This is a genomic window from Methanosarcina subterranea (assembly GCF_055385895.1).
Genome location: NZ_AP042426.1, coordinates 3,690,638 through 3,713,336, shown reverse-complemented (window position 1 = coordinate 3,713,336; position 22,699 = coordinate 3,690,638). Strand labels below are relative to the sequence as shown.

The following is a 22,699-nucleotide window of genomic DNA, read 5'->3' as shown; positions in this document are numbered from 1 at the left end:
TGGCTGAATAATTACCTTATTTGTTATTTTTTCAGTTGCTTACTGACTCTTCCAGCTTTTTTTCAGTCATTTTCCAGCAATTATTCAATCTCTATACCAACCCGCTGAAAATAATCCTTGAAGCAGCAGCTGAGACCGCAAAGATCAAAATTGTGATCGGGAGCATACATGCTAAGTCGTATTTCAGCTGCTCCCGTTCCCCTCCATATTCTATGGCTCCTGCGAAGCGCGTAAGGATTGCACTGATAAGGACGACATAGACTCCTATTGCAAGCAGGAACTGGTCCGGGGGAATGGATTGTGAGAAAGTTTCAGGTTGTATTTCTACGGGCATTCCGGAAAGGTCTGCGGGTACCCTGCTTACCCTTTCTGCTACCTGGCTAAGGATTTTTGTAATAACTTCGGAAAGGGCAAGGGTAATTCCTGCAATAAGAGGGGCAAAAATTGCAGCAGTAGAACGCATTGTTGAGGTGACATCATAGAGTGAACGCCTGATGCGCTCTTCTACGGCACTGAGCTCTTTCAAGTGGTCTGCAAGCTTAACGATTGAAGCTCCTGCAGCTTCGTGATTTTTATGGACGCTTTCCGTAAAGAGTAACATTGTGTTCCTTATTCTCTCAGAGTATATGTGCCTGAAAGCCCCGAATTCTTCGTCAAAAATCGCATCCTTGAGGTTTGTCCTCATGCTGAGAAGATTCATGGAAATTTCCTCGTAGGCTTCCCCGATTTTCGAGCCTTCCATAGTCCTGGCAGTATGGGCAAAGGCTTCTTCAGGGGCTTTTCCTTCAGAAATCCTTCTGCCGAGCACAAAAAGGGAATCTGCAAATTCCTGTTCCATCTGTTTTATCCTGTCTCTTATCTTCTTATAGGGAATAGATGAGAAATAAAGGTAGATTGAGACCCCTGCAGTGCCACCTACAACTAAAGGAAGGGCTGGAAGGAGATATCCTCCGAGAGGAGTTGTAGACACTATTCCGCCGGGGTTTCCCGAAGCCAGAAGAAGATAGCCAAGAGGAGCTGTCAGGACGCAGACCAGGGCTCCGGATAGTATGGCAAACCGCTTTTTCTGCCTTATGTCTGCAAGGTCAGGGTGTGAGTCGGGAATCTGCCTCGGAATAAAGGCAACAGGCCTCTGCATCAGGATATACTCTGAGTAGACTGCTGCAAGGACGGGAAAAACAAGGTCATAGAGGAGGACAAGGTCTATAATCTTGGGTTTCATCCCTACAACCGTGACCGCAGGCAGGAGAGCGACCAGGGCAAGTGGGATCAGGATAAAGATCGAATAAAGTACATAGCTTGGGGTTTTTAGCTTTTCGGCAAAAGACTCCATCAGGCTTTCAGTGCCTTCAAGACTGATATCGAGAGCCCTGTTTAGAGTAATTACCCTCTGGGCTTCATCGGGTTCGGCTGTGGAGCTCTTGATCAGGTGCAGGGAACGTTTGAAGTATTCGCTATTTCTGCCCCACAGGTCGGCAAAAGAGAGAAGGGCATCGTCCATGCTGCTGTAGAGCCTCAGATTCAGGTCCCATGTCAGTTTTTTCAAATCAGTTGCAAGCGGCTTCTCCGAGTTTCGGGCTGCAAACAGCACGGCATGCTCGAGGTTTGGGACCAGCTTCATTGACATGATGATATAACTTAAGATTTCAGGGATGTCTCCAAGGGAGGATATTTTCATAAATCCTGCCTTTATTTTCACATATTCGCTCAGGTAGCAGAGAACGGCCAGCGGAATGATCAGAGTCAGGATTCCCATAATGGAAAGAGTCCTTGGATCGAAACTCCTGGAGAAGAGCAGGAAAAGGTCTATCCCGAGCAGCAAAATTAAGGTTACAAATGTCCCCACATAAGAAAATAGCACCGTCTCATAAGCTTCCAGGTCAAAACCTGTAAACCTGAGGGCATCTCTGTACTCAGGACTTACACTTTTTTCACATTGCTTGCTAAAAGTTCGGGGATCGGGAACAGTCCATCCCCACCGCTTTGATGTGGTTTTGCAGGCTTTTACGTACCAGCTGCTTTCTTCCATTTTTCTGCCCTCACACAGTTGTATTTATTTCTGGCAGCTGTTTTTCCTCTGATAGTTGTTTTTTCTCTGATAGTTGTTTTTCCTTTGATAGTTGTTTTTCTTCCGAAGGTTGTCTATTCTCCAATTGTCGTTTTTCTTCCGATAGCCGTTTTCCTGCTCCATCCCGTTCTTTTACAAAATTTCCAAACCAGGTTTCCCAATGCCTGTACAGCTCTTCAAGATTGGCTCCTGAGCTGGGTTCCGGATTATCCGAGTCGATTCCAAAGCCAGACCTGTTGCTTGCTTTAGTCTTATTAATTATTTTGTTACTGTTACCTGCTTTAGTATTGTTCTCTGCCTGAGTCCTTTTATCTGGTTTGATGGAATCCGAAAGCAGCCAGAACATATTGTTTGCTTCACTTACGGCTTCGGCTTCAAGCAGGAATGGTCTGTGAACCCCTTCAGCTGCAATTTTTTCTTTTATTCTCGTCCTGAGTTCGATATTCTTAAGGGCACTGTCAATGGTAATTCCCCATTTTCGGGCAATTTTTCCTATAAGTTCGGACTGCCCCTGTTCGAGAACCTCTCCTGTAAGCAGGCAGTCCTGAGAAGCATCGTAATACATGATATCGGTGAAGATTTCGGAAGGTTCGGGATCTTCCATAACTGCGCTGGTCACTTCTGCAATCCTGCTCACCCGCTTTAACTTTTTCATGCTTCCTCCGAGCCTGATGCCTGAACAGATTATTACCGCATCTGTCGCCTTAAAAGAAGCAGGAGGAACCCCAAGAGTATGTACGATTCTCTCATAAACATTTTCAACGGATGAGCCGTGGATAGTCCCGATTACTGAATTTCCAGCATTTCCTACCTGCATAGCTTCATAGAGCACTTTTACTTCCGGTCCCCTTACTTCCCCCAGCACCAGAGACGAGCTCCCAAGCCGCAGGGCAGCCCGAAGCGCGGTTTCGGGGCTCATTTCCGCCCCTGACTTGAGGACAGAAGAATGAGAACTCATTCCTTGCACTTTCCAGCCCAGGTCCTGGAGCTCTTCTGTAGGGAGCTCATGCGTATCTTCGATTGTAAGGATCCTGTACTTCTGCGGGATTTCAAGCAGCATTGCCGATAGGAGAGATGTTTTTCCGGCTCCCACTTCTCCTGCGACAAGGACCGAAGCCTGCCCGTCCATAAGAAAACTTAAAAATCCGGCTGCAAAAGGAGAAATCGAGCCTGTGTTGATCAGTTTCGGCAGGGTCCAGGGCGTTAGGGAGTGTTTTCGGAAGGCATACGCAAGCCCGTTTGCACTGAGAGGGTCTCCTATTACGGATACTCTTACCCCGAAGGCCTCAAGGTTAAGCTCAAGCACAGGGACAGCCTCTCCAAAGGGCCTGCCGCTGATAGTTCTGAACCTTGAGACAAGGGCATCAAGGTCGTCCTGAGAGAGAAAAACATTGCTTGTACATTCCTCTCCCTCCATCACAACGTGCACAGGGTTAGTGTCAGCAGGGGCATTGATGTACACGTCCGTTATCCTGAGATCCGAAAGAAGATCTTCCACGATCCCGAGCCCGTTCGTATACCTTGCAAGAAGGTCGGCATAGCTTTCAAGTTTATCCGGGCTGCAGGCTTTCCCGCTTTCCAGAAGTTCTTCAGCCAGAAGGGCTTTTGCCATGCGTTTGAAATACTCCCTGGCTCCTGTCGGGTCTGCAAAGGCAAGGTCCTTTGGTCTGTGCAGGATCATTCTTCTCCTGACTTTTTCAAGCAATCTCAGTTCTTCCTGACGCATATTATATTCGGGAGGCCGGATCATGTAAAGCTTTTCAGGCCTGTCGGTATAGCGGTAAATGGAGACTTCAAGATTTCTTCCTTCCCTGCCGTTTATGTCATAACATTCGAGAAATTCTGTATTTTCAGGAGCTTCAGTGTAAATCCTCGAACTGGAAAAAGGTGGTCTTACATGGGATTTGATCCTGCTTTCGTAGTCAAAAAAATTATCTGTGAAATATGTGGATTTTGAGAGATTATTTGCAAATCTGTCCTTCTTCTCCTTTTTCTTCTTATCTGTAAATGGAGTTGCATGCGGAATTAACCAGGATAGAGACGCAGGAGTTGCTTCTCCTGAAACGTTTTCTATCAGGCTTCCTGTTTTCTTTCCCTCTTTCCCTCCTATCTTTCCCTTTGCCTTTTTCCATAATTTTTCTTCAGAGCGTTCTATCTTTTTTTCGGCACGGTTTTCCTTTTCTTTCACACTCTCTAATTCTCCTGACCAGCCCGTTGCCAGACAATAACCGGACTTTTTAAGAACAGAGACTTCGGGAAAGCAGGAAATTTTCTCTTCGATTTCATCCAGGATATGGTAGAAACCTTCAGAGCATGCAAGGCAGACAGGAGTTGCATGAGGAACTCTTCCGGATATTTCCCCCTCAATGACCTCCCTTAATTCCAGCCGGGCTTTTAAAGGGTCAGTTTCCACGGTTTCTGCAAGAGAAGCAATTATTTCTTTTCTCTCCAGCTCACACTTTTTCTTCTCCTGCCGGGCACATGTATCAGGAACAATTTCCGTGCTCCTGTATGCTACAATGGTTCCCTTGAATCCTGCAAGAGCATAAAGTAAAGACAGGGATTTCCCTTCATAGTCCCTTTCATAAAGCCTTGAGAGTACAAGACAGTCAGCATGAATTTCCTTTTGCAGGATTTCAAAGATATTCTTTCTGCAGTGTGAATCGTTAAGAGAAGACCCGGCTTCACATTCTCTGCAGTTGACAATTATTGTTTTTCGATTTTTAGTCTGTTTTATCCTGTGTGGGCAGGTTTCCTCTTCCTCTTTCTTTTTGCCCTGAAGCAGGCCTGAATTGAAGTTTTTAACAGTGTCCTGCAAGCTGCTGGCAGCGTCCTGAAGTTTTAGCATTATGTCCAGAAGTTAAACCCCCATTTCCCCGAATCACTTTGGAATTTATGTTTAAATGTATTAAATCCTTTCGATTAATAAACTTAAATGTATTTTTAGATTGAACTTTGTTAATAGAGTTAAAACTTGCCTCCAGTTAACCCTGACTCATATTCTACTACTGGTATTCAAGAAAAGTGAGAAGATAAAAAGCAGACATTCAATCCTCTAAATGCCTGAGAGGTACTTTCCTTATTCACGGAAACAACATTTTAATCCGCAATTATAGTCTCCATATGAATTATATACATTAAGCTGATCCTAAAACTCAGGATTAAGCCCCTAAATCTCTAATCTGGAATAATCAATCAATCAATCAATCAATCAATCAATCAATCAATCAATCAATCAATCAATCAATCAATCAATCAATCAATCAATCAATCAATCAATCAATCAATCAATCAATCAATCAATCAATCAATCGATCGATCGATCGATCGATCGATCGATCGATCGATCGATCGATCGATCGATCGATCGATCGATCGATCGATCGATCGATCGATCGATCGATCGATCGATCGATCGATCGATCGATCGATCGATCGATCGATCGATCGATCGATCGATCGATCGATCGATCGATCGATCGATCGATCGATCGATCGATCGATCAATCAATCAATCAATCAATCAATCAATCAATCAATCAATCAATCAATCAATCAATCAATCAATCAATCAATCAATCAATCAATCAATCAATCAATCTTTTAATTGGGAAAATAGCTCTGAAAGTCTTATTGATGTCGGAATAAAATTATTTTAGGATGAGCTCATTAAGTAATAAAAAGAGTTTAATTTTTTATAGGGTGTTGTCCTGATTAGAAAAAGTCTTTACTTATTGATTATAGCCAGACATCCAGCTGATCCGGGCAGAGCCGGAGGCCAGTTTACAGGACAAAAAGGAAAGAAAAAAGAAATTACTGTTTAATTTTTCACAATTAAACCCTTTTTCCACATCGAACACAAATCAATTCAACTGATTTATCATTTGCAAAACCTTGAAATGTTTTATAGTTATGTCCTATCAGATTACATAAGAACACAAACGGGATGCTACCAGATGTGGTAATTTTCACTTTACGTTTGAATATCTTCTTCATCAGTCAATTCCCTAAATCTTTTATAATAAAGTCACAGGAAGGAGAAGGACAGTAAAGCCCTATCCGCTTCCATAGTATCCCATGTCTCCTGCCTGCAATCTTAAGTACTCTTTTCCGCATTTCGGGTAGATTGCTTTCAGGGTTACTTCTTATTTTTGTCCTTTCCTTCTCTTTTTCAGTTATTTTTTAACACTTCTTATAAAATTCTCCATCTCGTAATATCCCAGATAATTATTACTTTCGTCATAGATAGGAAAACAAAAATCTGAAATAAATCTCCAGTCGGGCCTGGATGGTTCGTTTTTCTCTTCGGATACGGGTATCAGATCATTATCCAACTCCCCGTTTCTAACATCGAACACTTTAATAGATTTATCAATTATAAAAGATTCTTTTCCTTCTCTTGCATCGATTATTTGATTATATTCAGTCGCGTTCTCCGGAAGTCTGTTAATCTTTACTATTCCGTAGTTTCCAATTGTGACACTAAACATTTTCTTTTCACCTTTATCTATCATTCAGGAGCACAACATAATACATTTTCGGAAAAACAAGAATTTGGAATTTTGAGATATAATCGTTTTTGTTATCTCTCAAAATTTGCAACCGTCCTGTGGACTGCGCTCCGTCCAATCCATTTGTAGCTAACACATAATTTGTACGCTTTTAAACGGTATACCCCTAAAATACAGATGAGTAAGGAAAAATTCAATCAAAACACTATAACCACGGAAACAGGGAAACAGGGAAACAGGGAAACAGGGAAACAGGGAAACAGGGAAACACAGAAACATGGAAAGACACGGAAATATGGAAAGACATGGAAATATGGAAAGACATGGAAATATGGAAAACACGGAAATACATCTGCCCGTATTTCCTTTCTTCCCTGTTTTCCATATTTTCAGTGGATTATATTTTCATTTGAACTTTCCAGGGATATTACTTAAGACTATAGTTTTTGTTTGTGCAAATATTTCTGCGTTGACTATAATAGGACGGTTCCTCCAGCCTTTCTGAAGATCCTTTTTAAAAAGGTAAAAAGAAAATTTAAAATGTTTGCAGCGGGAATTTGAAAAGATATTTTGAAACAAAATTCCAGGGAAATTGTATCAATAAATCCAGTTTTCATGGCTGACCGGTAACTGATTCAGTTTGTCTCTGCAGAATTGCCATTTTGGCATGAACTGGTCCATTAGCGTGATAAAGCGAGAATTGTGCGTCGGCTCCAGCAGATGTGCCATTTCATGTACGACGGTGTATTCGAGACATTCTTTTGGTTTTTTGGCAAGTTCGGTATTGAGTCTAATATTGCGTGCTTTGTGGTTACAGCTCCCCCATTTTGTTTTCATCCGCTGCACAAAGAACCGCTCTACCTTCACGCCCAGCAGTGGTTCCCACCTGGCAATTAACGGTGGCACAGCTTTCTTGAGCTGCTCGCGATACCATGCGTCAATAATAGCCTGCTTCTTTTTATCATCTGTTCCTGGACGCACCCGCAGGATCATCTTGCTGTGTTTTAATTCAACCGAAGGTGCTTCATTGACCTCGATTACCTTGAGCAAATAGCGCTTCCCCCATACGTAATGACTTTCAAGGTCCAGATACTCACGAGGAGTTTCACGCTCCTGTTCCTGGAATTTTTTCTGCTGCTGCTTGATCCAGCCCAGTCTGGAGATGGCGAAAATGCGAATAGTATCTATATCTGTCCGCAAAGGAGCGGATATTTTGACTCTGCCATTAGGCGGATACACACTCAGGTGAATGTTTTTGATATCCTTGAGCACCACGTCTACTGTGATATCCCCGAGCTCGATCTGCGTGGTCATCAGTATTCCTTTTGTGCCTTGATGATTATGAAGATACGCTCTACCTCGGATACATCATTCAGGATGTCGTACATGGCTTTCTTAATCACCCGCTCGCGAGGTTCAACACCGCGCCAGTCATCGGATCTGACTCTCTTTACTGTTTCATCGAGCCTCAGTGCCAGGTCAAGAACCTGATCGCCGGGGACTATGTATTCGCCACTTTCTTCTACCTGGCTCTCATACCTTTTCCCGTCGTTTTGCAGGTTGTTGTAAAGCGCCCTCAGTGCAGGGCTTGTCTTCAGCACTTCGAGGATATCGTCCTCATGTCCGGCTTCCACCTGCTTTACCAGATCGGCGATCATTTTTAAATACTCTTCATACTCGATGGCTCTGGCCTTCCTGGCAGCTATTATTTCATCCAGCAGGGCTGACATCCTCTCGTAATAGGCAGGGTCGTTCAGGTGCTCCTTGATTATTTTGCTGCGGACATTGTTCTCTATAGTCTCTGCAACAGCGTTCCTGTTGCCCTTCAATCCGCCGAGCTGGGTTGCGATGGCTTTGTCAATACCTGTCTTTACGATCAGGTCCAGCAGTGGCATATCTTCAAAGGATGATACCTTCCTGGGCTCAGCTGCCTCGATGTAAGTGTCGATAAGGTGGCGCATGTCCGCTTCGTAGGCTTTCAGGTCGAGGCTTTCCCCACTGGCTTTACGGATGATTTCGCGGATGTTCAGATAATGTTCCAGCTGCTGCTTGATACGGGCGATGCCTGAGCTGCTGTATCCGGCGGATTCCAGTTCATCGGCAATATTTGCGTAGGTGCGAACCAGCGAAGCAGTGGCTTTGTAGAGAGCGGCACGTTGCGTTTCATGTTTCTGGAGGTCAGTTGGGATCTCCGTATTGCCACAAAAGTAGTGAATGTGTTCCAGCTCTCCCTTTGGTGGTTCAACAGGTTCACACAGCAGAGCCAGAGTCTCCAGAGCATTGTCAAGGCGTTCCTTGCCTTTTTTCAGGCGGTCCTGCATTAAAACCTCAGGGGTGGCACCGCCAGCACTGTAGTCAAGCTCGGAAGAATAAACCTGAAGCGCTCCGGTCCCCTTGTCGTTGACCAGATTTTTAAACAGATCTTTGTAGTCCACGATATAACCAAAGTCCTTGTCCTCGCCGTCCAGCCGGTTAGTGCGGCAGATAGCCTGGAACAGACCGTGATCCTGCATTGACTTGTCTATATAGAGATAGGTACAGGGAGGGGCATCAAAGCCGGTGAGAAGTTTGTCCACAATGATGAGCAGCTTCATGTTAGCCGGTTCTCTGGTGAAAAGGGCTTTAGCCTGCTCTTCGTAGGTCTCCGTTTTTGTCATGCCTGGATTGGTTTCGATGTCTTTGAGCAGTTCCGTGTAGGTGTTGTAAATGAACTCTTTATCTGTCTCGGTGTTTGCACCGGTGTCCTCTTTTGTTACGTCCTGGGACTGCGGGTTATAGGAGGTCACAACGGCGCATTTGCTTTTGAAAGGTGTTTTTTGGAATAGAGCGAAGTACTTGCAGGCTTCGTGAATGCTTGATGCCACCAGAATGGCGTTACCGCGTTCGTTTGAGATGCGTGGCTTAACACTGAAGTCGAAGATGATGTCGCTTACTACCCTTTCCATGCGAGAGCGTGAGCTGAGCACCTTCTGCATGGTGCCCCAGTGCTTTTTAAGTTCATCTTTCTGCCAGTCGTTGAGTCCTCTGGTCTTAGCATCAAACCACGCATCGATCTTTGCCTCGGAACCGAGACTCTGGTCGATGTCCCGGGCCTCATAGACGAGGTCGAGCACTACGTTGTCCTCTACTGCCTCGCTGAATTTGTAGGTGTGGATGTAACCGCCGAAGACTTCCAGGCTGGTCTTCTTATCTTTCTTGAGTAGCGGCGTGCCGGTAAAACCGATGAAGACCGCATCTGGCATGATTGCCTCCATCGTCTGGTTCAGTTTGCCGCTCTGGGTGCGGTGGCATTCGTCCACGAAGACGAAAATCTCGCCCACGGTCTTTCCAGGCTGGGATTTCAGGTCCCTGATGAACGCATCGAAGTCTTCCACACCTTTACGTCCGAACTTGTGGACCAGGGAACAGAGCAGGCGTGGCCTGGCCTGGCTGAGCTGGCTCATCAGGTCGCTGCCGCTGGTGGTGCGTTTGATAGCCTCGCCAGCTTCGGTAAAGACCCCTTCTATCTGTTTGTCCAGCTCATCGCGGTCGGTGACGATAACCACCCGGGCGTTGGGATTGTTCTCCAGTATCCACTTGGCAAGCAGCACCATAACGATGCTTTTTCCGCTACCCTGTGTGTGCCAGATAATGCCGCCTTTGTGCTGGCGAACATGTCTCTGTGCTGCCTTGATAGCGAAATACTGGTGAACCCGTGGCAGCTTCTTAATACCGCCGTCGAAGAGCACGAAGTCGTACATCAGCTCGATGAGCCGCTTTTTGTTGCACATCTTGAGCAAGTATTTGTCGAGCTTGAAGCGGCTGTCATCTTTTTCGTCTTCCTTCCACTTCAGGAAATACTTCTCGAGCGTGCCGATGGTGCCGTATTTTAAGCCTTCGGAATCGTTGCCTGCGAAGATGAACTGCACGGTGCTGAAGAACCACCTGTTGAACTCAGGCTGCTGGTTGGACAGGTTCTGGCGGATGCCGTCGCCAATGCTCACACGACTGTTCTTCAGTTCCAGCACTCCGATTGCGATGCCGTTCACATAGAGCACGATATCGGGCCTACGCTCGCGGTTCCCCCTGAGGGTTACTTCCTCGGCAATGGCGAAATCGTTTTTCTCCGGCTCCTGCCAGTTTATGAGGTTGACACTCTCTGTGACTTTGCCTGCCTCGGTCTTCACAGGGACGCCATAGCGCAGCAAGCTATAGACTGCCTGGTTGTTGCCGTAGAGGCTCCGGTTGTGGTTGTTCGCCTCAATTTTCAGCAGGTAGAGTGCCACGCCGATCTGTTTTGGGGTATAACCGTTCCCTGTCAGGTAGGCAGTCAGTAGCCCTTCCTCTATGTTGCTGTTATTTTCCCGGTCAATCCAGTTGCCTACGTAGCAATAGCCAAGCTCATCGCGGAACAGAGAGATGATCCGGTCCTGTGTTTCACGTTCGGGTTTGCCGATAGTGCTCATATCAATCGAACCCTCCCTGTGAGCAGTTCCTGCATCATACCCTGCTTGAGCTGGCGGGCCTTGGCAAGCTTTTCTTCCAGTGCGGTAATTTCTGAGTCCATGTCGGAAAGGATGGTGGCGATGGCTTCTTGTTCGGGTAATGGGGGTAAACGAAGTTGGAACGATTGAACCATTCTTTTGTTCAAATTTGCTTGTGTACCTTGTTGTCCCATTGACTTCACGTCATTCTTGAGTGAAATCAGGTAATAATAAAGGAACTCGTTGTTAAGTTTCTCCTTGGGCCGGATGCCTAGAATTGCCTGACTTGAGCAAAGTGAGATACCTGCTATACTGCATTCTCCAAGGGATGCATACATTGCATAAAGCACTGTACAACTCGGAAACATCTGTGCTGCACTGTTATCAAATCCTTCTCGGGACAAGTTGCGATCTGTGCAGAGAATCACTTTCCCTCCTTTTGTCATATCGGAAATAGAAACCCAGGGAATATCCCCCTCGTAATATCTAGGAACAGACGAAGGCGGGGTTCCTCCACTTCCCATGTCTGCTATATCCCCCAACTTCTTCGCCTCCCACTCTCCACTATACCCCGGCAGCCTTCTCTTCCCAGTCAGTAATTCCTGCATGGCGCCCTGTTTGATCTGGCGTTTCTTGACGATGAGCTGCTCCAGGGATTCGATGAGGGCATCCGCATCGGAGAGCGCCTCGGCGATGGCTTCTTGCTCAGCGAGAGTAGGAGGGAGGGGAAATCTGATGGAACGAATCTGGCCAAAGTTAAGTCCTTCACGATTACCTCCGGCTTGAAAACTGTCTATCTGCCGTTGTCCTTGAGCCGAAAGTAAGATGAAGTTGAGAAAGCGAGAGTCAACTTTTGTGGTTTCTGTTCTAATAATACAGACGTGCTGATTTACATTTCCTCCAGCCAAACGTGCTTCAGCTATTGCGCTGCGACCAATTGAAGCGCCAGTGATATTCAAGAGGACATCCCCCTGCCGCAGTTCGGTTGAGGGGAAACTTTTGTGCGTATCGTCGTCTATGTAGACTAAATCAGTAAGTAGAAGTATTCCCCAACCAACGTTCTGACTTCGGACGAATGGCCTGCCGTATTCTTTGTAGTTACTATTCCCTCCTCTAGGTGTGATGCCACTACCAACTTTGATGGCGATATCACCAATCGTCAAAGGATGCCAATCCTCCGGGATCACCCCCACCTCAGTCTGTTTGTAGTCGGGTGGAATATTCCCGGCGCTGCATTCCGCGCTCATAACCTTTCCTCCTGTTCCGGTTCGAGATTACACAGCTCTGTCTGCATTTTAAACCCGTCGAATTCGACGGGGTTGATATGTGATATGGATAATTGGTCAGCAGATTGCTGACTGATCTTATCCTCGGTGAGCCTAGGATAGTAAGCATAGGCTTGAGAATCAAAAGCAGCTTTGGATTCATTGAGGCGTTTCGGTGGAAAAGTTTCGCTGCCAATCCCGGATTCCGCAGACGATGTTTGCGGAATTTGCTTCTGCGTCGTGTAGAACCTGTAGCCTTGTTCAAGAGGCTGGGCCGAAAAACCGTAATTGTTCCTGGCGCTCATAATTTGAACCCCATTCTCTCCAGATGCCGGTTCACTTTCTCTTCCAGTTCAGCCACACGGTCGGTCATCTGTGGCATCGGGGTTTCGTAGCGTTCGGCGAGCTCCTTAACGCGCTGGGTAAGAGACTGGCTGATCCGGTCCATCTCACCGTGGATGGCAGAATCCAGTGTAGAGAGCCATTTGTCGTCCACGACCAGCGTCTTGATGTCATCCTCGGTGAGCCTGGGGTAGTAAGCGCATGCTTTTGAATCGAGCGCTGCCTCGGCTTCCTTGAAGCGTTTCTTGAGGTCGGCTTCCTCATTGGCGAGTTTCAGCCAGTCGTTGAGCACAGCGGCTTCTTCCTTTGCTTCCCTGTCACCTTTTATATCCTTCAGGCGGGAGCTTACGTTAGCCCTGTTCACCTTGTCAAGTTCGGAGAAAGCTCCTTCCTCGCCTCCCTGTTCCTCTTCCAGCTCGGTCATGCGGGCGGCGATGCTTTCCAGCTCAGCAGAGAGCTTATCGATGGCTTCCTGCTCTTTGGCAAAGTAGCGGGAAACGATAAGCGGCTTTGGCACAAGGTCGCAGATCCAGCCCTTGTCCTTCTCCTTTCCCTTCTTGTCTTTCTCGATAATGCGGGAGGTCTCAGCTTTCCATCCCTCATCAGCGATAAGGTAGCAGTCGTCCTGCATCGTTTCAGCCCAGTAGTCCATCAAATGCTGATAAACATCATATTGGCTGATGAGCGGCTTGTCTGCGTAGTGAGCGAGCAGGTCTTCGGATAGCTCAGCTATGATTTCCTTCGGGTGGCAGTCGGCCTGCAACTGCCGAAGCATAGCGGATGACTTCGTACGCCAGGTAGCGAAATGTGTATTCATGCCGGTAATGAAGTCAGCGAACTCAGGATGTTCGTAAATGGTGGATTTGATGGCTGCCTTGTCCACTGCAAGGTCCAGATAACCAGGGCTTTTCTCTTTAAACAGTGTCTGCTGAAGCTGAGGACAGATAGCCCGGTAACGCTGGAGTGCATCGACATCGACACAGGGAATGCCTCCATGCAGATGGCCTTCGATATCCTGAAGATCCTCTGCCTGCTGGCTGTCAATATAGCGTGGAAGGTTGAGGTTGAACTCATTCTTCTCGATTTCCTCCAGGCTGACCATCCGCGAGTATTTTGGAACCTCCGCCTGCCGGGTGAAAACATCTACTATCTTGTGGATGTCCTGGGCACGGAGGCGGTTCTTGGGACCATCCTTCATAAAACCCGCACTGGCATCGATCATAAAAATTCCCTTGCGGGTTTGAGCTTCTTCCTTATCGATAACAATAATACACGCCGGGATGCCGGTGCCGTAGAAAAGGTTAGCTGGCAGGCCGATGATTCCCTTGATGTAGCCCTTGCGCACCAGAGAACGGCGGATATCAGCCTCGGCATTCCCTCGGAACAGCACACCGTGTGGCAGGATGCATGCCCCTTTGCCCGTACTTTTGAGCGAACGAACAATATGCAGCAGATAAGCGTAATCTCCCTGCTTGGCAGGCGGAACCCCAAAGGGCTTGAAACGCTCGTAAAAATCGTGAAGTGGATCGAGGCCGGTGCTCCAGCGCTTGTCGCTGAATGGGGGATTGGCAACGACGTAATCAAAGGTCTTGAGCGTCTCTCCATCCTTAAACTTGGGATCTGTGAGAGTGTTACCCTGCACGATAAGCGCCTCGGGGTTGTTGTGCAGGATCATGTTCATGCGGGCGAGGCCGGATGTAGCAGCGTCTTTTTCCTGGCCGTACATGGTTATCTTGGTTCTTGCCTCGTCTGCTACCTTCAAAAGCAGCGAACCGGAACCACAGGTAGGGTCATAGGCGGTGGTGGCGCTTGTGGTATTAGCCTGGCGGATGCCGAGAATCTGTGCTATTATACGGCTGACCTCGGCGGGAGTATAGAACTGGCCTTTGCTCTTTCCGCTCTCCGTTGCGAAGTGACGCATCAGGTATTCGTAGGCGTCGCCAAGGATATCGTCACCTTCGGCTCGGTTCTTCGAAAAATCAAGGGCAGGATTCTCGAAAATGGCGATGAGGTTGGTAAGCCTGTCCACCTGTTCCTTACCGCTGCCAAGCTTGGTAGCATCGTGGAAGTCCGGCATGTCAGACAGCTTGTTTGCATTGACCAGCGGACCGATTATTTTCTTGTTGATCTGATCGCCAATATCCGGTTTTCCTTTGAGTGCAACCATGTCCTGAAAGCTCGCACCCTCCGGGACAGTGATAGGGGCAAAGGGCACACCGGCGTATTTGTCGCTGACATATTTGATAAACAGCAGGACGAGCACGTAGTCCTTGTACTGGCTGGCATCCATTCCACCGCGCAGTTCGTCGCAGCTGGACCAGAGAGAAGAGTAAAGTTCGGATTTTTTAAGAGCCATTTCATACCACCAATGAATGTTTACTCTGGGATGATAGGCTGAATATGAAATCGAAATTTTTCAGGTTGAAAATGTTGTTAACGAATTCAAAGTACTTCAGGACAACGTTGATGTTATATTCCTCGTTTCCTGAGTCCCATATGCAGGCCGAAATGTGTTTTCCGTTTTGGTTCATGCATTTTCATCTTCTTATATCGTAAATACCCAACGATGACAGTTAAAAGTAATAAATGTGTTCATTTTAAAGAATAGTTGTGATTTAAAGATAATTTTGCTGCTTATTCTAATTTTTCAGGCATACTTCCTCTTATTTTTGAAGCCTCATTTTAACCTAAAATGAATGGGACGCTTTCGCCAGCCTGTAATATAAAGTTTTTAATTAACTAAAGGAAAAATTTATATAAGTATGGGCTAAATCTTCTAAAAATAAGATTAATAGTGGGGGCTTTTCATTCGTGGTTCAGCAGTGTCCTAACTGTGGAGTATTAGTAGGAAAATTACACATGAGATGTGTATTGTGTGGCCTGTATTTCTGTGAAGATTGCATCAAACCTGGTAAACACTACTGCTCCGCTTATAAACAGGGATTAAATGATGCGGAGCATTCAACAAAGAAACATACTACTGTTTATTCCACTGAATTTTATGAAAAATTTGTTGCCCCTGACTTTCTAGAAGAAGAATTACCGGAATTGTCAGAAAGCGAAAGAGAAGAAAAGAATAGAATACATATAATAAAACAAAATGTTCTCTACCAACAGCGGTTGAAATCTATTATTTTAGAGCATGAGAAAGAGGAAACTGAGCAGAAAGAAGAGGAAGCGAGGTATAGACAAGGGAAAATTGAGTATAAGAAAGAAGAAGTTAAAACAAGTACACTCAGTCAACCTTTGTGTCCGAATTGTGAGAAAATAATTGAAAAATTCGATGTAAGATGCGTTTGGTGTGGTTCACATTTCTGTGATGCTTGTACTCCACCTGAAAGCCACAATTGCTCGATATATAAAGAAGAATTGGAATATTATTTAAAGTCTCTCAAACCAGTTGAAGAAATTGGAAAATCAGTGGAAATAAATGAGCAGGAATCAGTAGTTGATACTTCAAATAACAGAACTATATCTATTACAAATGAGCAATTGAAACCATATTTAGAGTTTCCATATAAAAATCTTGAGAATGAAGGTCCAAAAGTAGAAACGAAGGAAATTAAAACAGAAAAAGCAGAGACAAACGTCCCATTTTGGCGTAAGCTTCTTTCTACATTTGGCTTCGGTAATAAAATCTAAGGTTAAGTTGTTCGCCAAACAACAATAAAACATAGCAGTAGAAAATTGGAACTTGAAAGATCCATAAAGTTAGCACCACTTTCTATCCTACGACAAATTGATAGAGCCTTAAAAATAAACCTTAAATAGTTTTTATCTAGTTTTCCAAAATTAATTCATATTATAAAATAAATATTAAGTTCCATTTTTTAAATTCATATAACCGTTTCATTATGTAAAATACAGCCAGATACTTTGTTCTTCCTTTTCTAATGCTCAAAATGTAAATATTAAGTTCCATTTTTTAAATTCATATAACCGTTTCATTATGTAAAATACAGCCAGATACTTTGTTCTTCCTTTTCTAATGCTCAAAATGTCCTAAAAATGGGACAAATGGGTACACACCAGATAATCAGGTAGAGCTTGCCAGAGTGACAAAAATTAAAACATTTATCTCTATTATTAGACGGCTTTTTCTTTATTTATACACTTAATTGATATATAAAGTCCCCAAACATCAGTATATAATACCGTTTGCTCAATATAATATGATGGGGGTGAAAAAAACGAAAGTCGAAGAAAAACTAACCGAAAAATTACAGAGCATACTTCTGCTAATAATTATGGCATGTGTTTTACGTTACATTTACACATCCCTTTACCTCTGACTAATAGGGTATTAAACCTATTACTTTTTTATTTTTCAGTTCAATAGACACATTTTATTCAAGGCAAATAAACAAGTTTTTAAGATGTCTACTCAATGTATGAAATGTGAGCCAGAATAAAGACAATAATTACAGGACGTACAATAAGTACTTCATTTTTTTAGTCTTAATCGCTATAGCTATTTTCTTTTTGAGTTCAGACAAAGTTGGCTCGGCTCTAACCGTCCTTGCGATACTAATAGCGGTGTTAACAGCAAAAACGGCAACTGATACTCTTAAACTGACAGATGAATCTTTAGAACTAACAAGAAATTCTTTTGAACTAACAAAAAAAGCGCTTGAGCGGGCAAAAATAGAACAAGAAATAAGAGATCTCGAAAAAAGTCTCAATTATTTCTACTATCCGATATCAAACTATTTCTACATTAAAACAAAAAAAGCAGTTAAAGGGGGTGTATCAAATGAAGATACAAGGGATCGCATTCATGCAGAGTCATTCAGGTACTTAGCAGAGGAAAGAACTAGAGAACAAGTTGAAGTGTGGCGAAAAGAAGGATACACCAACGGAGATGAGGAAGATAAATTAAAGGAGTATATCGATGGCAAAGTAAATATAAATGGCAAAGTTGAAGAAAGTGGCGACATTCGAGAATATGAAAATAAATTGAAAAAATTAAAAAATAGATTAGAAAACCTAAAATAGTCCTAAGTCTCGATTGATCATTCTCCTAGATTGGCAGTGTGCTTGGCTTTCTATAAAATTATAATCTAAAAAATTTATTATGGAGGTAATCCTACATCAGGAGAACCAAATTTAGTACAGTGTGCCAAAATTAGGCTATGAAATTACAGAGAATTCGTGACATCACGGGCAGTAATCTTTTAAGATACAATGTTGCTATTCTCTGGTTTTCTTTTTTTCGCGGGAAAGCCCGCTCTCCTGCGTCGAGCGTGACAAGAATGACATGATACGGCGAATGATGCTGTATGGGTCGAGAGATCTATAAATTAGTCTTCTTGAGCGAACGGAGCGAGTGAAACGGATCGCGTACTCCCGACGTGCAATTCGGGTGGGGCAACTAAAGTTCTGTTTTTGGGTCTACGTTAGGGGAAAGAGAAACCAGAAAGCGACATTGACTTCCTGGTTGAGTTTGCCGAACGGAAAAGCCTGCTCAGTCTGGTGAATATAGAACTGGAACTTTCTAACTACCCGGGCATAAAAGTCGACTTGCTTACTGAGAAATCGATAAGTTCTTACCTGATTGATGGAATTAAAAAAGAAGCTAGAGTGATCCCTAAATGAAAAAGAGCCACCTGTTGCTTTCTTATTCGTTTATTCTCAATATTCAAAAACAGCTTCAATCAACGATTCTGCCAGTTTCAGAACATCTTCTTTAAAGGTGAACAGATTCTCAAAAACAGCTGAATTTTGACCCTTCAAGAGTTCCTGCTTTACCCTCTCACCCACGATATCATCGCTTCCTGGCACAAGCCTGAGAATAACCGATCCCGGAAAGGTTTTTGGTTCGCAGGTAACATTATCGCAGTCTCCGTCAGTGATTCCAATAATCGGGATCCCAAACCTGTAGAGGATATCTCCTGCAATAGCTGTGGTGTCATCTCCGACTGTAACCGCAAGTTCAGCCCCGGAAACCAGTTCATAGGTATTTTCGGCGGTGTGGTCTATAAGCACAACTTTTCCTGGCACAACTCTTTCTGTCCCGGCTCTGGAAGTGGAACCTGATTTTCGGGCAACAGCGTTTTGTTTTTTGGCATCCGGGAGTGAAGAGTCGTTTCTTCGAATATCCCCGCTTTTTATCCAGGCTCCGACGAGGTCAACAGGATTCCTTTTTTCGTAATTATGGAGTTTTTCAAGCCCGTGGTCCTTTATTTCTCCGCCTTCGATTGCGGTAATGAAGCCGTTTTCGGAGATTATTTTTATTTCTGAGGACAGGGCTTTTCCGATTACAATTCCGTTTACAAAGATATTCTCCCCGGGAAGAACTCCTGAGATTTCGCGGTTGATTCGGGTTTTTCCGGTATTCGAGCAGGTTTCTATGGAAATCGGATTGTAAAAAGGCAGGGGTTTTTCGACAGGGATCTCAAGGACTTCAGAGAGTTTTTCAATGCAGCTGCCGGCTTTTTTGTTCAGGGGAATGAGTTTTCCGGAAGGGAAGCCAGGGCTTTCGATATGGACCAGTGGCTTCTTGTCAGGTTCTTTCAGGCGGGAAGCGACCTTTGACCCGAAAACCCTGCCGGTTTCGAAAGTTTTTCCTCTGTTAAGCAGGCAAACAAGGTTTGAAGTTTCAAAAAAGAATTCAATGCAGGCGCTCGGCTTCAGGTGCCGGCTTATATCTATAACATTTTCAAGTCCTGCATCTAGAATAGCTGTCTTTCCCATGGTCCCGCAAAGTTCTGCTTTTACTTTGCCAAGGCTGGAAAGCTTTTCCAGAACTATTTCCGCTTCTCCCGAATCGATTACTTCGGGCCCGTGGATTACCAGGCTGATCTTCATTTCTTACTTGCTTTTAATTGAGAGGTACATATTAATGTGACCCTTTACTACACAGGTATGCTTCGGAGTTACTCCTTTTAAAGTCCTCCTCTTCGGATTTACTCTTTTTATTATACCTTTCTTAGCTGGTATCTATGTTACTCCCTGATCATTATCGAAAATTACATTACGCATTGTTACGTTTTGAAAAAAACATAAGTGGACACGAGGTAAAAAGATGGCTGATGTAAAAATTACCTGGCTTGGGCATGCTGCTTTTTTGCTCGAAGCCGAAAAGAAATTGCTGATTGACCCTTTTATTTCCGGAAACCCTAAAGCTTTATGCAGCCCTGAAGATCTTGACCCGGATATAATAGCCGTAACGCATGGGCATCGCGATCACCTGGGAGATACTATCGCGATAGGCACCCGGACAGGCTGCAGGATCATTTCGATCCATGAGGTTGCAAACTACATCAAATCAAAAGGAGTCTTTGCCGAAGGCATGAATAAGGGAGGCACAATGGAAGTTGAAGGTGTGACCCTTACAATGACTCATGCACTTCACTCTTCCTCAATCGATGCTTCAGGCTTCAGTTTCGACGGAGGCAGTCCGGCAGGGTTTGTGATAGGTATTGGCGGACATTCTATTTATCATGCCGGGGATACGGGTGTTTTCGGGGATATGCAGCTTATCGGAGAACTCTATAAACCCGAAATCGCCCTGCTGCCCATAGGAAGCAGATTTACCATGGGCATAAAGGAAGCCGTAAAAGCCGTAGAGTTAATAGAACCCGAGGTTGTCGTGCCAATGCACTATAATACCTTTGATGTTATCAGGCAGGACCCTGAAGAGTTCAGAAAAGCTGTGGAAGCAAAAGTTGACACGAAGGTAATTATCATGAAACCCGGGGAATCGATCGAGCTCTGATTTGGTCGGGCTTTGATTTTCAGGGATTTTTTTCTCAATAAAAATGAAGTGGAAAAAAGTAGAAATCCGGGGTTTCAGATCCCCAGTTTCGTTCTCTTTTCCATTATGTGCTGTTCTATCCCGTCAACTGCCTTTACGGTGTCTGTTTCCACATTCAGGACTCCACCTGTAACTTTCCGGCAGTCTTCTGTCAGCAGTTTGATCAGGTTCGGTGCCCCGGTAATGGTCGGGACAGGGTTCACATAAGTGTAGAGCCCGAGAGCCAGGGCAAAGATAGCATCTATTGTGGCTTTCTGCTCCATGTATTCGGGAGCTGCTGCAGCTACCGGCAGGTCAGGAACAGGAGCGCCCAGGACTGCGGAAATAGCTCCGAGAAGGTCGGCAAGCCTGCCAGTATCCGTACATGTCCCGTAGCTGAGCACAGGTGGGACTCCAAGGACTTCACAAACTGCCTTCAGGCTGTCTCCTGCATACTCCCTGGCTTCGGGACTGCAGAGGCCTGCCACCTGCATAGCTCCGTTCCCGCAACCCATGGACAGGACAAGGATATTCCTTTTGATCAGTTCTTTTACCATGGCAACGCTATGCACGTCCTGCCCGTAGTCCCTTAATGTTGTGCAGGAGACCATCCCGACCACACCTTTGATTGCACCGCTTTTTATGGCGTCGAGCAGGGGGTCCAGGGTGCCTCCGAGGGCATCAAGGATGCTTTCGGTTGAAAAGCCGACGACTGCTTCTTTTACCGGCATATTGGGCACAGGTTCCCCTGAACTTTCTCGGTTTTTGAAGTTTTCAATTGCCATATTCAGGAGTTTTGCTGCTTGCTTATCGGCTTCTACCGGGTTGTAGTTCAGGCGCTCGTTGATGCCTTCAAAGGCCACGAGTTCGCTTACGGGCATGAGTTTGAACCCGTATTTTTCGGCGTAGAGAGGGGCTACCGGGAGCGAGCAGTTCATGTCTGCAGCAAAAAGGTCCACACTTCCGCTTGCGAGCACCGCTTCCTGGGAAATCCAGTTGCCGGTAAAACCATAGAAGACATCGTCCTCCTCCCACCTCTGGATCATTTCCTGCCCGGTTTCGATGCTGGCAATGACCCTCAGTCCTTTTGCCCCGGATGCTTTTGCTTTTTCCTGCCACTCGGATTTTCTGGCGAGCTGGACCATGGAAAAGCCAAGGAAAGGCTCATGCCCGTTCGGGAGCACATTTATGTATTCAGGGTCCAGCACCCCCAGGTCTACCCTCATATTGTGGGGCTTTGGAATTCCGAAAAGGATGTCCTGGCAGTACTCATTTACAATCTGGCTCTGGTATGCCATTGCAATTCCAAGGCGCATCGCTTTCAGAGCAAGGCTTATGTAATACCCGTCTACATTTGTCAGGCAGGAACTTGTGGAGAGCATCATTTCCCCGTATATCCCGCCCGGGAATATTCCCAATTCTTCCCACCTTTTCTTTCTTTCCGGAGGGGCAAGAACCTCGACAATCCTGCTTGGCTCGTATGCGGGCCTGTTAAAGTCCTTTTCCACAAAATCACAGAGGCGAAGAGCAATTTCGGAATCATTTCCAAGGGCCTCTATCCCAAGCCTGCCTGCAAATGTCCTCAGTTTCTCAGGTTCCCTTATGCTGTAGGGGGTTTTGCGCTTTGCGGTTTCCCTCAAAGTCCGGATGGTCTGGTCTGTATGGTAGTGATAGGTCGAAGCCCCCATTACGTTCCTGAGCAGCATCATCCTCATTGCCATCCCGTCGGCAGTGATCCCGCATACTCCCCTCTTGTCCTTTTCAGCGTCCGAACGACAGGGACCATTTGAACACAGGTCACAACGAGCTCCTGCCATACAGAAAGTGCACCTCCTGTCCGGGACTCCCCCTATTCCCTGAGCCTCATAACGGTCCCATACATTTGTTATATTATCTTTCTTTATCCGCTCATACATCTTTTGAACGGACTCGTGATAGGAAATCCTTTCTTTGTCCATAGTTATTACTCCCGGGTTAACTGCAATTCCTTTCTTCTTATCTCACAGATAAGTAGGTCCCCTCCAGGCATTACATTTATAAACATTTTCTTATGAAGCAGATATTCATCAGTAAGCCTGTTTGCAGTTATCAGTATATAAGCGCAGGAATTATTTACAATTAATTAAAAGCAGGATGGCTGCCAGGGCTGAAAGTGTGCTGACTGTTAGAATTAGAAGTGTGTTGACTGTTATACTGCATTATACCGAATCTGAGAAGAGGTAATGAAAAATAAGCTAACCCCGGAAGATACAGAAAAAAAGACTAACCTTGGAAGGACAGAAAATAAGCTAATAACGAAAGGCACAATAAGAACG

Annotated in this window: 14 protein-coding genes and 1 pseudogene; 5 read left to right on the top strand and 10 right to left on the bottom strand. The window is 45.2% G+C overall.

The window, feature by feature from the left end:
• Positions 1 to 91 precede the first annotated feature (91 nt).
• The 3 genes from ACZ5A8_RS16205 to ACZ5A8_RS16195 all read right to left on the bottom strand — a co-directional run bounded on the left by ACZ5A8_RS16205 (position 92) and on the right by ACZ5A8_RS16195 (position 6,582).
• The gene (locus tag ACZ5A8_RS16205; RefSeq protein ID WP_464530301.1) at positions 92 to 2,029 is read right to left on the bottom strand and encodes a hypothetical protein; all 1,938 of its coding nucleotides are present in this window, start codon (positions 2,027 to 2,029) and stop codon (positions 92 to 94) included.
• Between the two features lie 10 nt (positions 2,030 to 2,039).
• On the bottom strand, positions 2,040 to 4,916 hold the full coding sequence (locus ACZ5A8_RS16200) for an ATPase, T2SS/T4P/T4SS family (RefSeq protein ID WP_464530300.1): 2,877 nt from the start codon (positions 4,914 to 4,916) through the stop codon (positions 2,040 to 2,042).
• 1,327 nt (positions 4,917 to 6,243) lie between these two features.
• Positions 6,244 to 6,582 carry a hypothetical protein gene (locus ACZ5A8_RS16195; protein ID WP_464530299.1) on the bottom strand — a complete coding sequence of 113 codons (339 nt, stop codon included), beginning with the start codon at positions 6,580 to 6,582 and terminating at the stop codon, positions 6,244 to 6,246.
• Positions 6,583 to 6,756: 174 nt separating this feature from the next.
• On the opposite strand from ACZ5A8_RS16195, the gene ACZ5A8_RS16190 reads away from it, so the two are divergent.
• On the top strand, positions 6,757 to 7,014 hold the full coding sequence (locus tag ACZ5A8_RS16190; RefSeq protein ID WP_464530297.1) for a hypothetical protein: 258 nt from the start codon (positions 6,757 to 6,759) through the stop codon (positions 7,012 to 7,014).
• A gap of 162 nt (positions 7,015 to 7,176) precedes the next feature.
• Here the strand turns inward: ACZ5A8_RS16190 and ACZ5A8_RS16185 are convergent, their stop codons facing one another.
• Genes ACZ5A8_RS16185 through ACZ5A8_RS16165 form a run of 5 tightly spaced genes read right to left on the bottom strand, consistent with a single transcriptional unit; the run spans position 7,177 to position 15,005 of the window.
• The gene (locus ACZ5A8_RS16185) at positions 7,177 to 7,893 is read right to left on the bottom strand and encodes a M48 family metallopeptidase (protein WP_464530296.1); all 717 of its coding nucleotides are present in this window, start codon (positions 7,891 to 7,893) and stop codon (positions 7,177 to 7,179) included.
• Positions 7,893 to 11,024 carry a type I restriction endonuclease subunit R gene (locus ACZ5A8_RS16180; RefSeq protein ID WP_464530295.1) on the bottom strand — a complete coding sequence of 1,044 codons (3,132 nt, stop codon included), beginning with the start codon at positions 11,022 to 11,024 and terminating at the stop codon, positions 7,893 to 7,895. Before ACZ5A8_RS16180 ends, ACZ5A8_RS16185 begins: the two co-directional genes overlap by 1 nt.
• The gene (locus ACZ5A8_RS16175; protein ID WP_464530293.1) at positions 11,021 to 12,289 is read right to left on the bottom strand and encodes a restriction endonuclease subunit S; all 1,269 of its coding nucleotides are present in this window, start codon (positions 12,287 to 12,289) and stop codon (positions 11,021 to 11,023) included. The genes ACZ5A8_RS16180 and ACZ5A8_RS16175 overlap by 4 nt, the downstream gene beginning before the upstream one ends.
• Positions 12,286 to 12,612, bottom strand: coding sequence for a hypothetical protein (locus ACZ5A8_RS16170; protein WP_464530292.1), 327 nt, complete (start codon positions 12,610 to 12,612; stop codon positions 12,286 to 12,288). The genes ACZ5A8_RS16175 and ACZ5A8_RS16170 overlap by 4 nt, the downstream gene beginning before the upstream one ends.
• Complete coding sequence (locus ACZ5A8_RS16165) at positions 12,609 to 15,005, bottom strand: type I restriction-modification system subunit M (RefSeq protein ID WP_464530290.1); 2,397 nt, start codon at positions 15,003 to 15,005, stop codon at positions 12,609 to 12,611. The genes ACZ5A8_RS16170 and ACZ5A8_RS16165 overlap by 4 nt, the downstream gene beginning before the upstream one ends.
• A 455-nt stretch (positions 15,006 to 15,460) precedes the next feature.
• Between ACZ5A8_RS16165 and ACZ5A8_RS16160 the strand changes: the two genes are divergently transcribed.
• From ACZ5A8_RS16160 to ACZ5A8_RS16150, 3 genes and pseudogenes are all read left to right on the top strand, one after another.
• Positions 15,461 to 16,291, top strand: a complete 831-nt coding sequence (locus ACZ5A8_RS16160; protein WP_464530289.1) for a hypothetical protein — start codon at positions 15,461 to 15,463, stop codon at positions 16,289 to 16,291.
• Positions 16,292 to 17,047: 756 nt separating this feature from the next.
• Positions 17,048 to 17,644 carry a hypothetical protein gene (locus ACZ5A8_RS16155; RefSeq protein WP_464530287.1) on the top strand — a complete coding sequence of 199 codons (597 nt, stop codon included), beginning with the start codon at positions 17,048 to 17,050 and terminating at the stop codon, positions 17,642 to 17,644.
• A gap of 417 nt (positions 17,645 to 18,061) precedes the next feature.
• Positions 18,062 to 18,244 (top strand): annotated as a pseudogene (locus ACZ5A8_RS16150) (nucleotidyltransferase family protein); the annotation flags it as partial.
• A gap of 36 nt (positions 18,245 to 18,280) precedes the next feature.
• On the opposite strand, the gene ACZ5A8_RS16145 reads toward ACZ5A8_RS16150, so the two are convergent.
• Entirely contained in the window at positions 18,281 to 19,456 is a 1,176-nt protein-coding gene (locus tag ACZ5A8_RS16145; protein WP_464530285.1) for a DUF2117 family protein, read from the bottom strand.
• 217 nt (positions 19,457 to 19,673) lie between these two features.
• Here ACZ5A8_RS16145 and ACZ5A8_RS16140 point away from each other — a divergent pair, with 217 nt between their 5' ends.
• Positions 19,674 to 20,366, top strand: coding sequence for a metal-dependent hydrolase (locus tag ACZ5A8_RS16140; protein ID WP_464530284.1), 693 nt, complete (start codon positions 19,674 to 19,676; stop codon positions 20,364 to 20,366).
• A gap of 74 nt (positions 20,367 to 20,440) precedes the next feature.
• Here the strand turns inward: ACZ5A8_RS16140 and cooS are convergent, their stop codons facing one another.
• Positions 20,441 to 22,342, bottom strand: coding sequence for an anaerobic carbon-monoxide dehydrogenase catalytic subunit (cooS, locus tag ACZ5A8_RS16135; RefSeq protein ID WP_322222765.1), 1,902 nt, complete (start codon positions 22,340 to 22,342; stop codon positions 20,441 to 20,443).
• Between the last annotated feature and the right edge of the window lie 357 nt (positions 22,343 to 22,699).

Excerpts from the sequence above, each read along its gene's own strand:
- ACZ5A8_RS16205 (WP_464530301.1), bottom strand. The coding sequence starts at position 2,029 with ATGGAAGAAAGCAGCTGGTACGTAAAAGCCTGCAAAACCACATCAAAG.
- ACZ5A8_RS16200 (WP_464530300.1), bottom strand. The coding sequence starts at position 4,916 with ATGCTAAAACTTCAGGACGCTGCCAGCAGCTTGCAGGACACTGTTAAA.
- ACZ5A8_RS16195 (WP_464530299.1), bottom strand. The coding sequence starts at position 6,582 with ATGATAGATAAAGGTGAAAAGAAAATGTTTAGTGTCACAATTGGAAAC.
- ACZ5A8_RS16190 (WP_464530297.1), top strand. The coding sequence starts at position 6,757 with ATGAGTAAGGAAAAATTCAATCAAAACACTATAACCACGGAAACAGGG.
- ACZ5A8_RS16185 (WP_464530296.1), bottom strand. The coding sequence starts at position 7,893 with ATGACCACGCAGATCGAGCTCGGGGATATCACAGTAGACGTGGTGCTC.
- ACZ5A8_RS16180 (WP_464530295.1), bottom strand. The coding sequence starts at position 11,024 with ATGAGCACTATCGGCAAACCCGAACGTGAAACACAGGACCGGATCATC.
- ACZ5A8_RS16175 (WP_464530293.1), bottom strand. The coding sequence starts at position 12,289 with ATGAGCGCGGAATGCAGCGCCGGGAATATTCCACCCGACTACAAACAG.
- ACZ5A8_RS16170 (WP_464530292.1), bottom strand. The coding sequence starts at position 12,612 with ATGAGCGCCAGGAACAATTACGGTTTTTCGGCCCAGCCTCTTGAACAA.
- ACZ5A8_RS16165 (WP_464530290.1), bottom strand. The coding sequence starts at position 15,005 with ATGGCTCTTAAAAAATCCGAACTTTACTCTTCTCTCTGGTCCAGCTGC.
- ACZ5A8_RS16145 (WP_464530285.1), bottom strand. The coding sequence starts at position 19,456 with ATGAAGATCAGCCTGGTAATCCACGGGCCCGAAGTAATCGATTCGGGA.
- ACZ5A8_RS16140 (WP_464530284.1), top strand. The coding sequence starts at position 19,674 with ATGGCTGATGTAAAAATTACCTGGCTTGGGCATGCTGCTTTTTTGCTC.
- cooS (WP_322222765.1), bottom strand. The coding sequence starts at position 22,342 with ATGGACAAAGAAAGGATTTCCTATCACGAGTCCGTTCAAAAGATGTAT.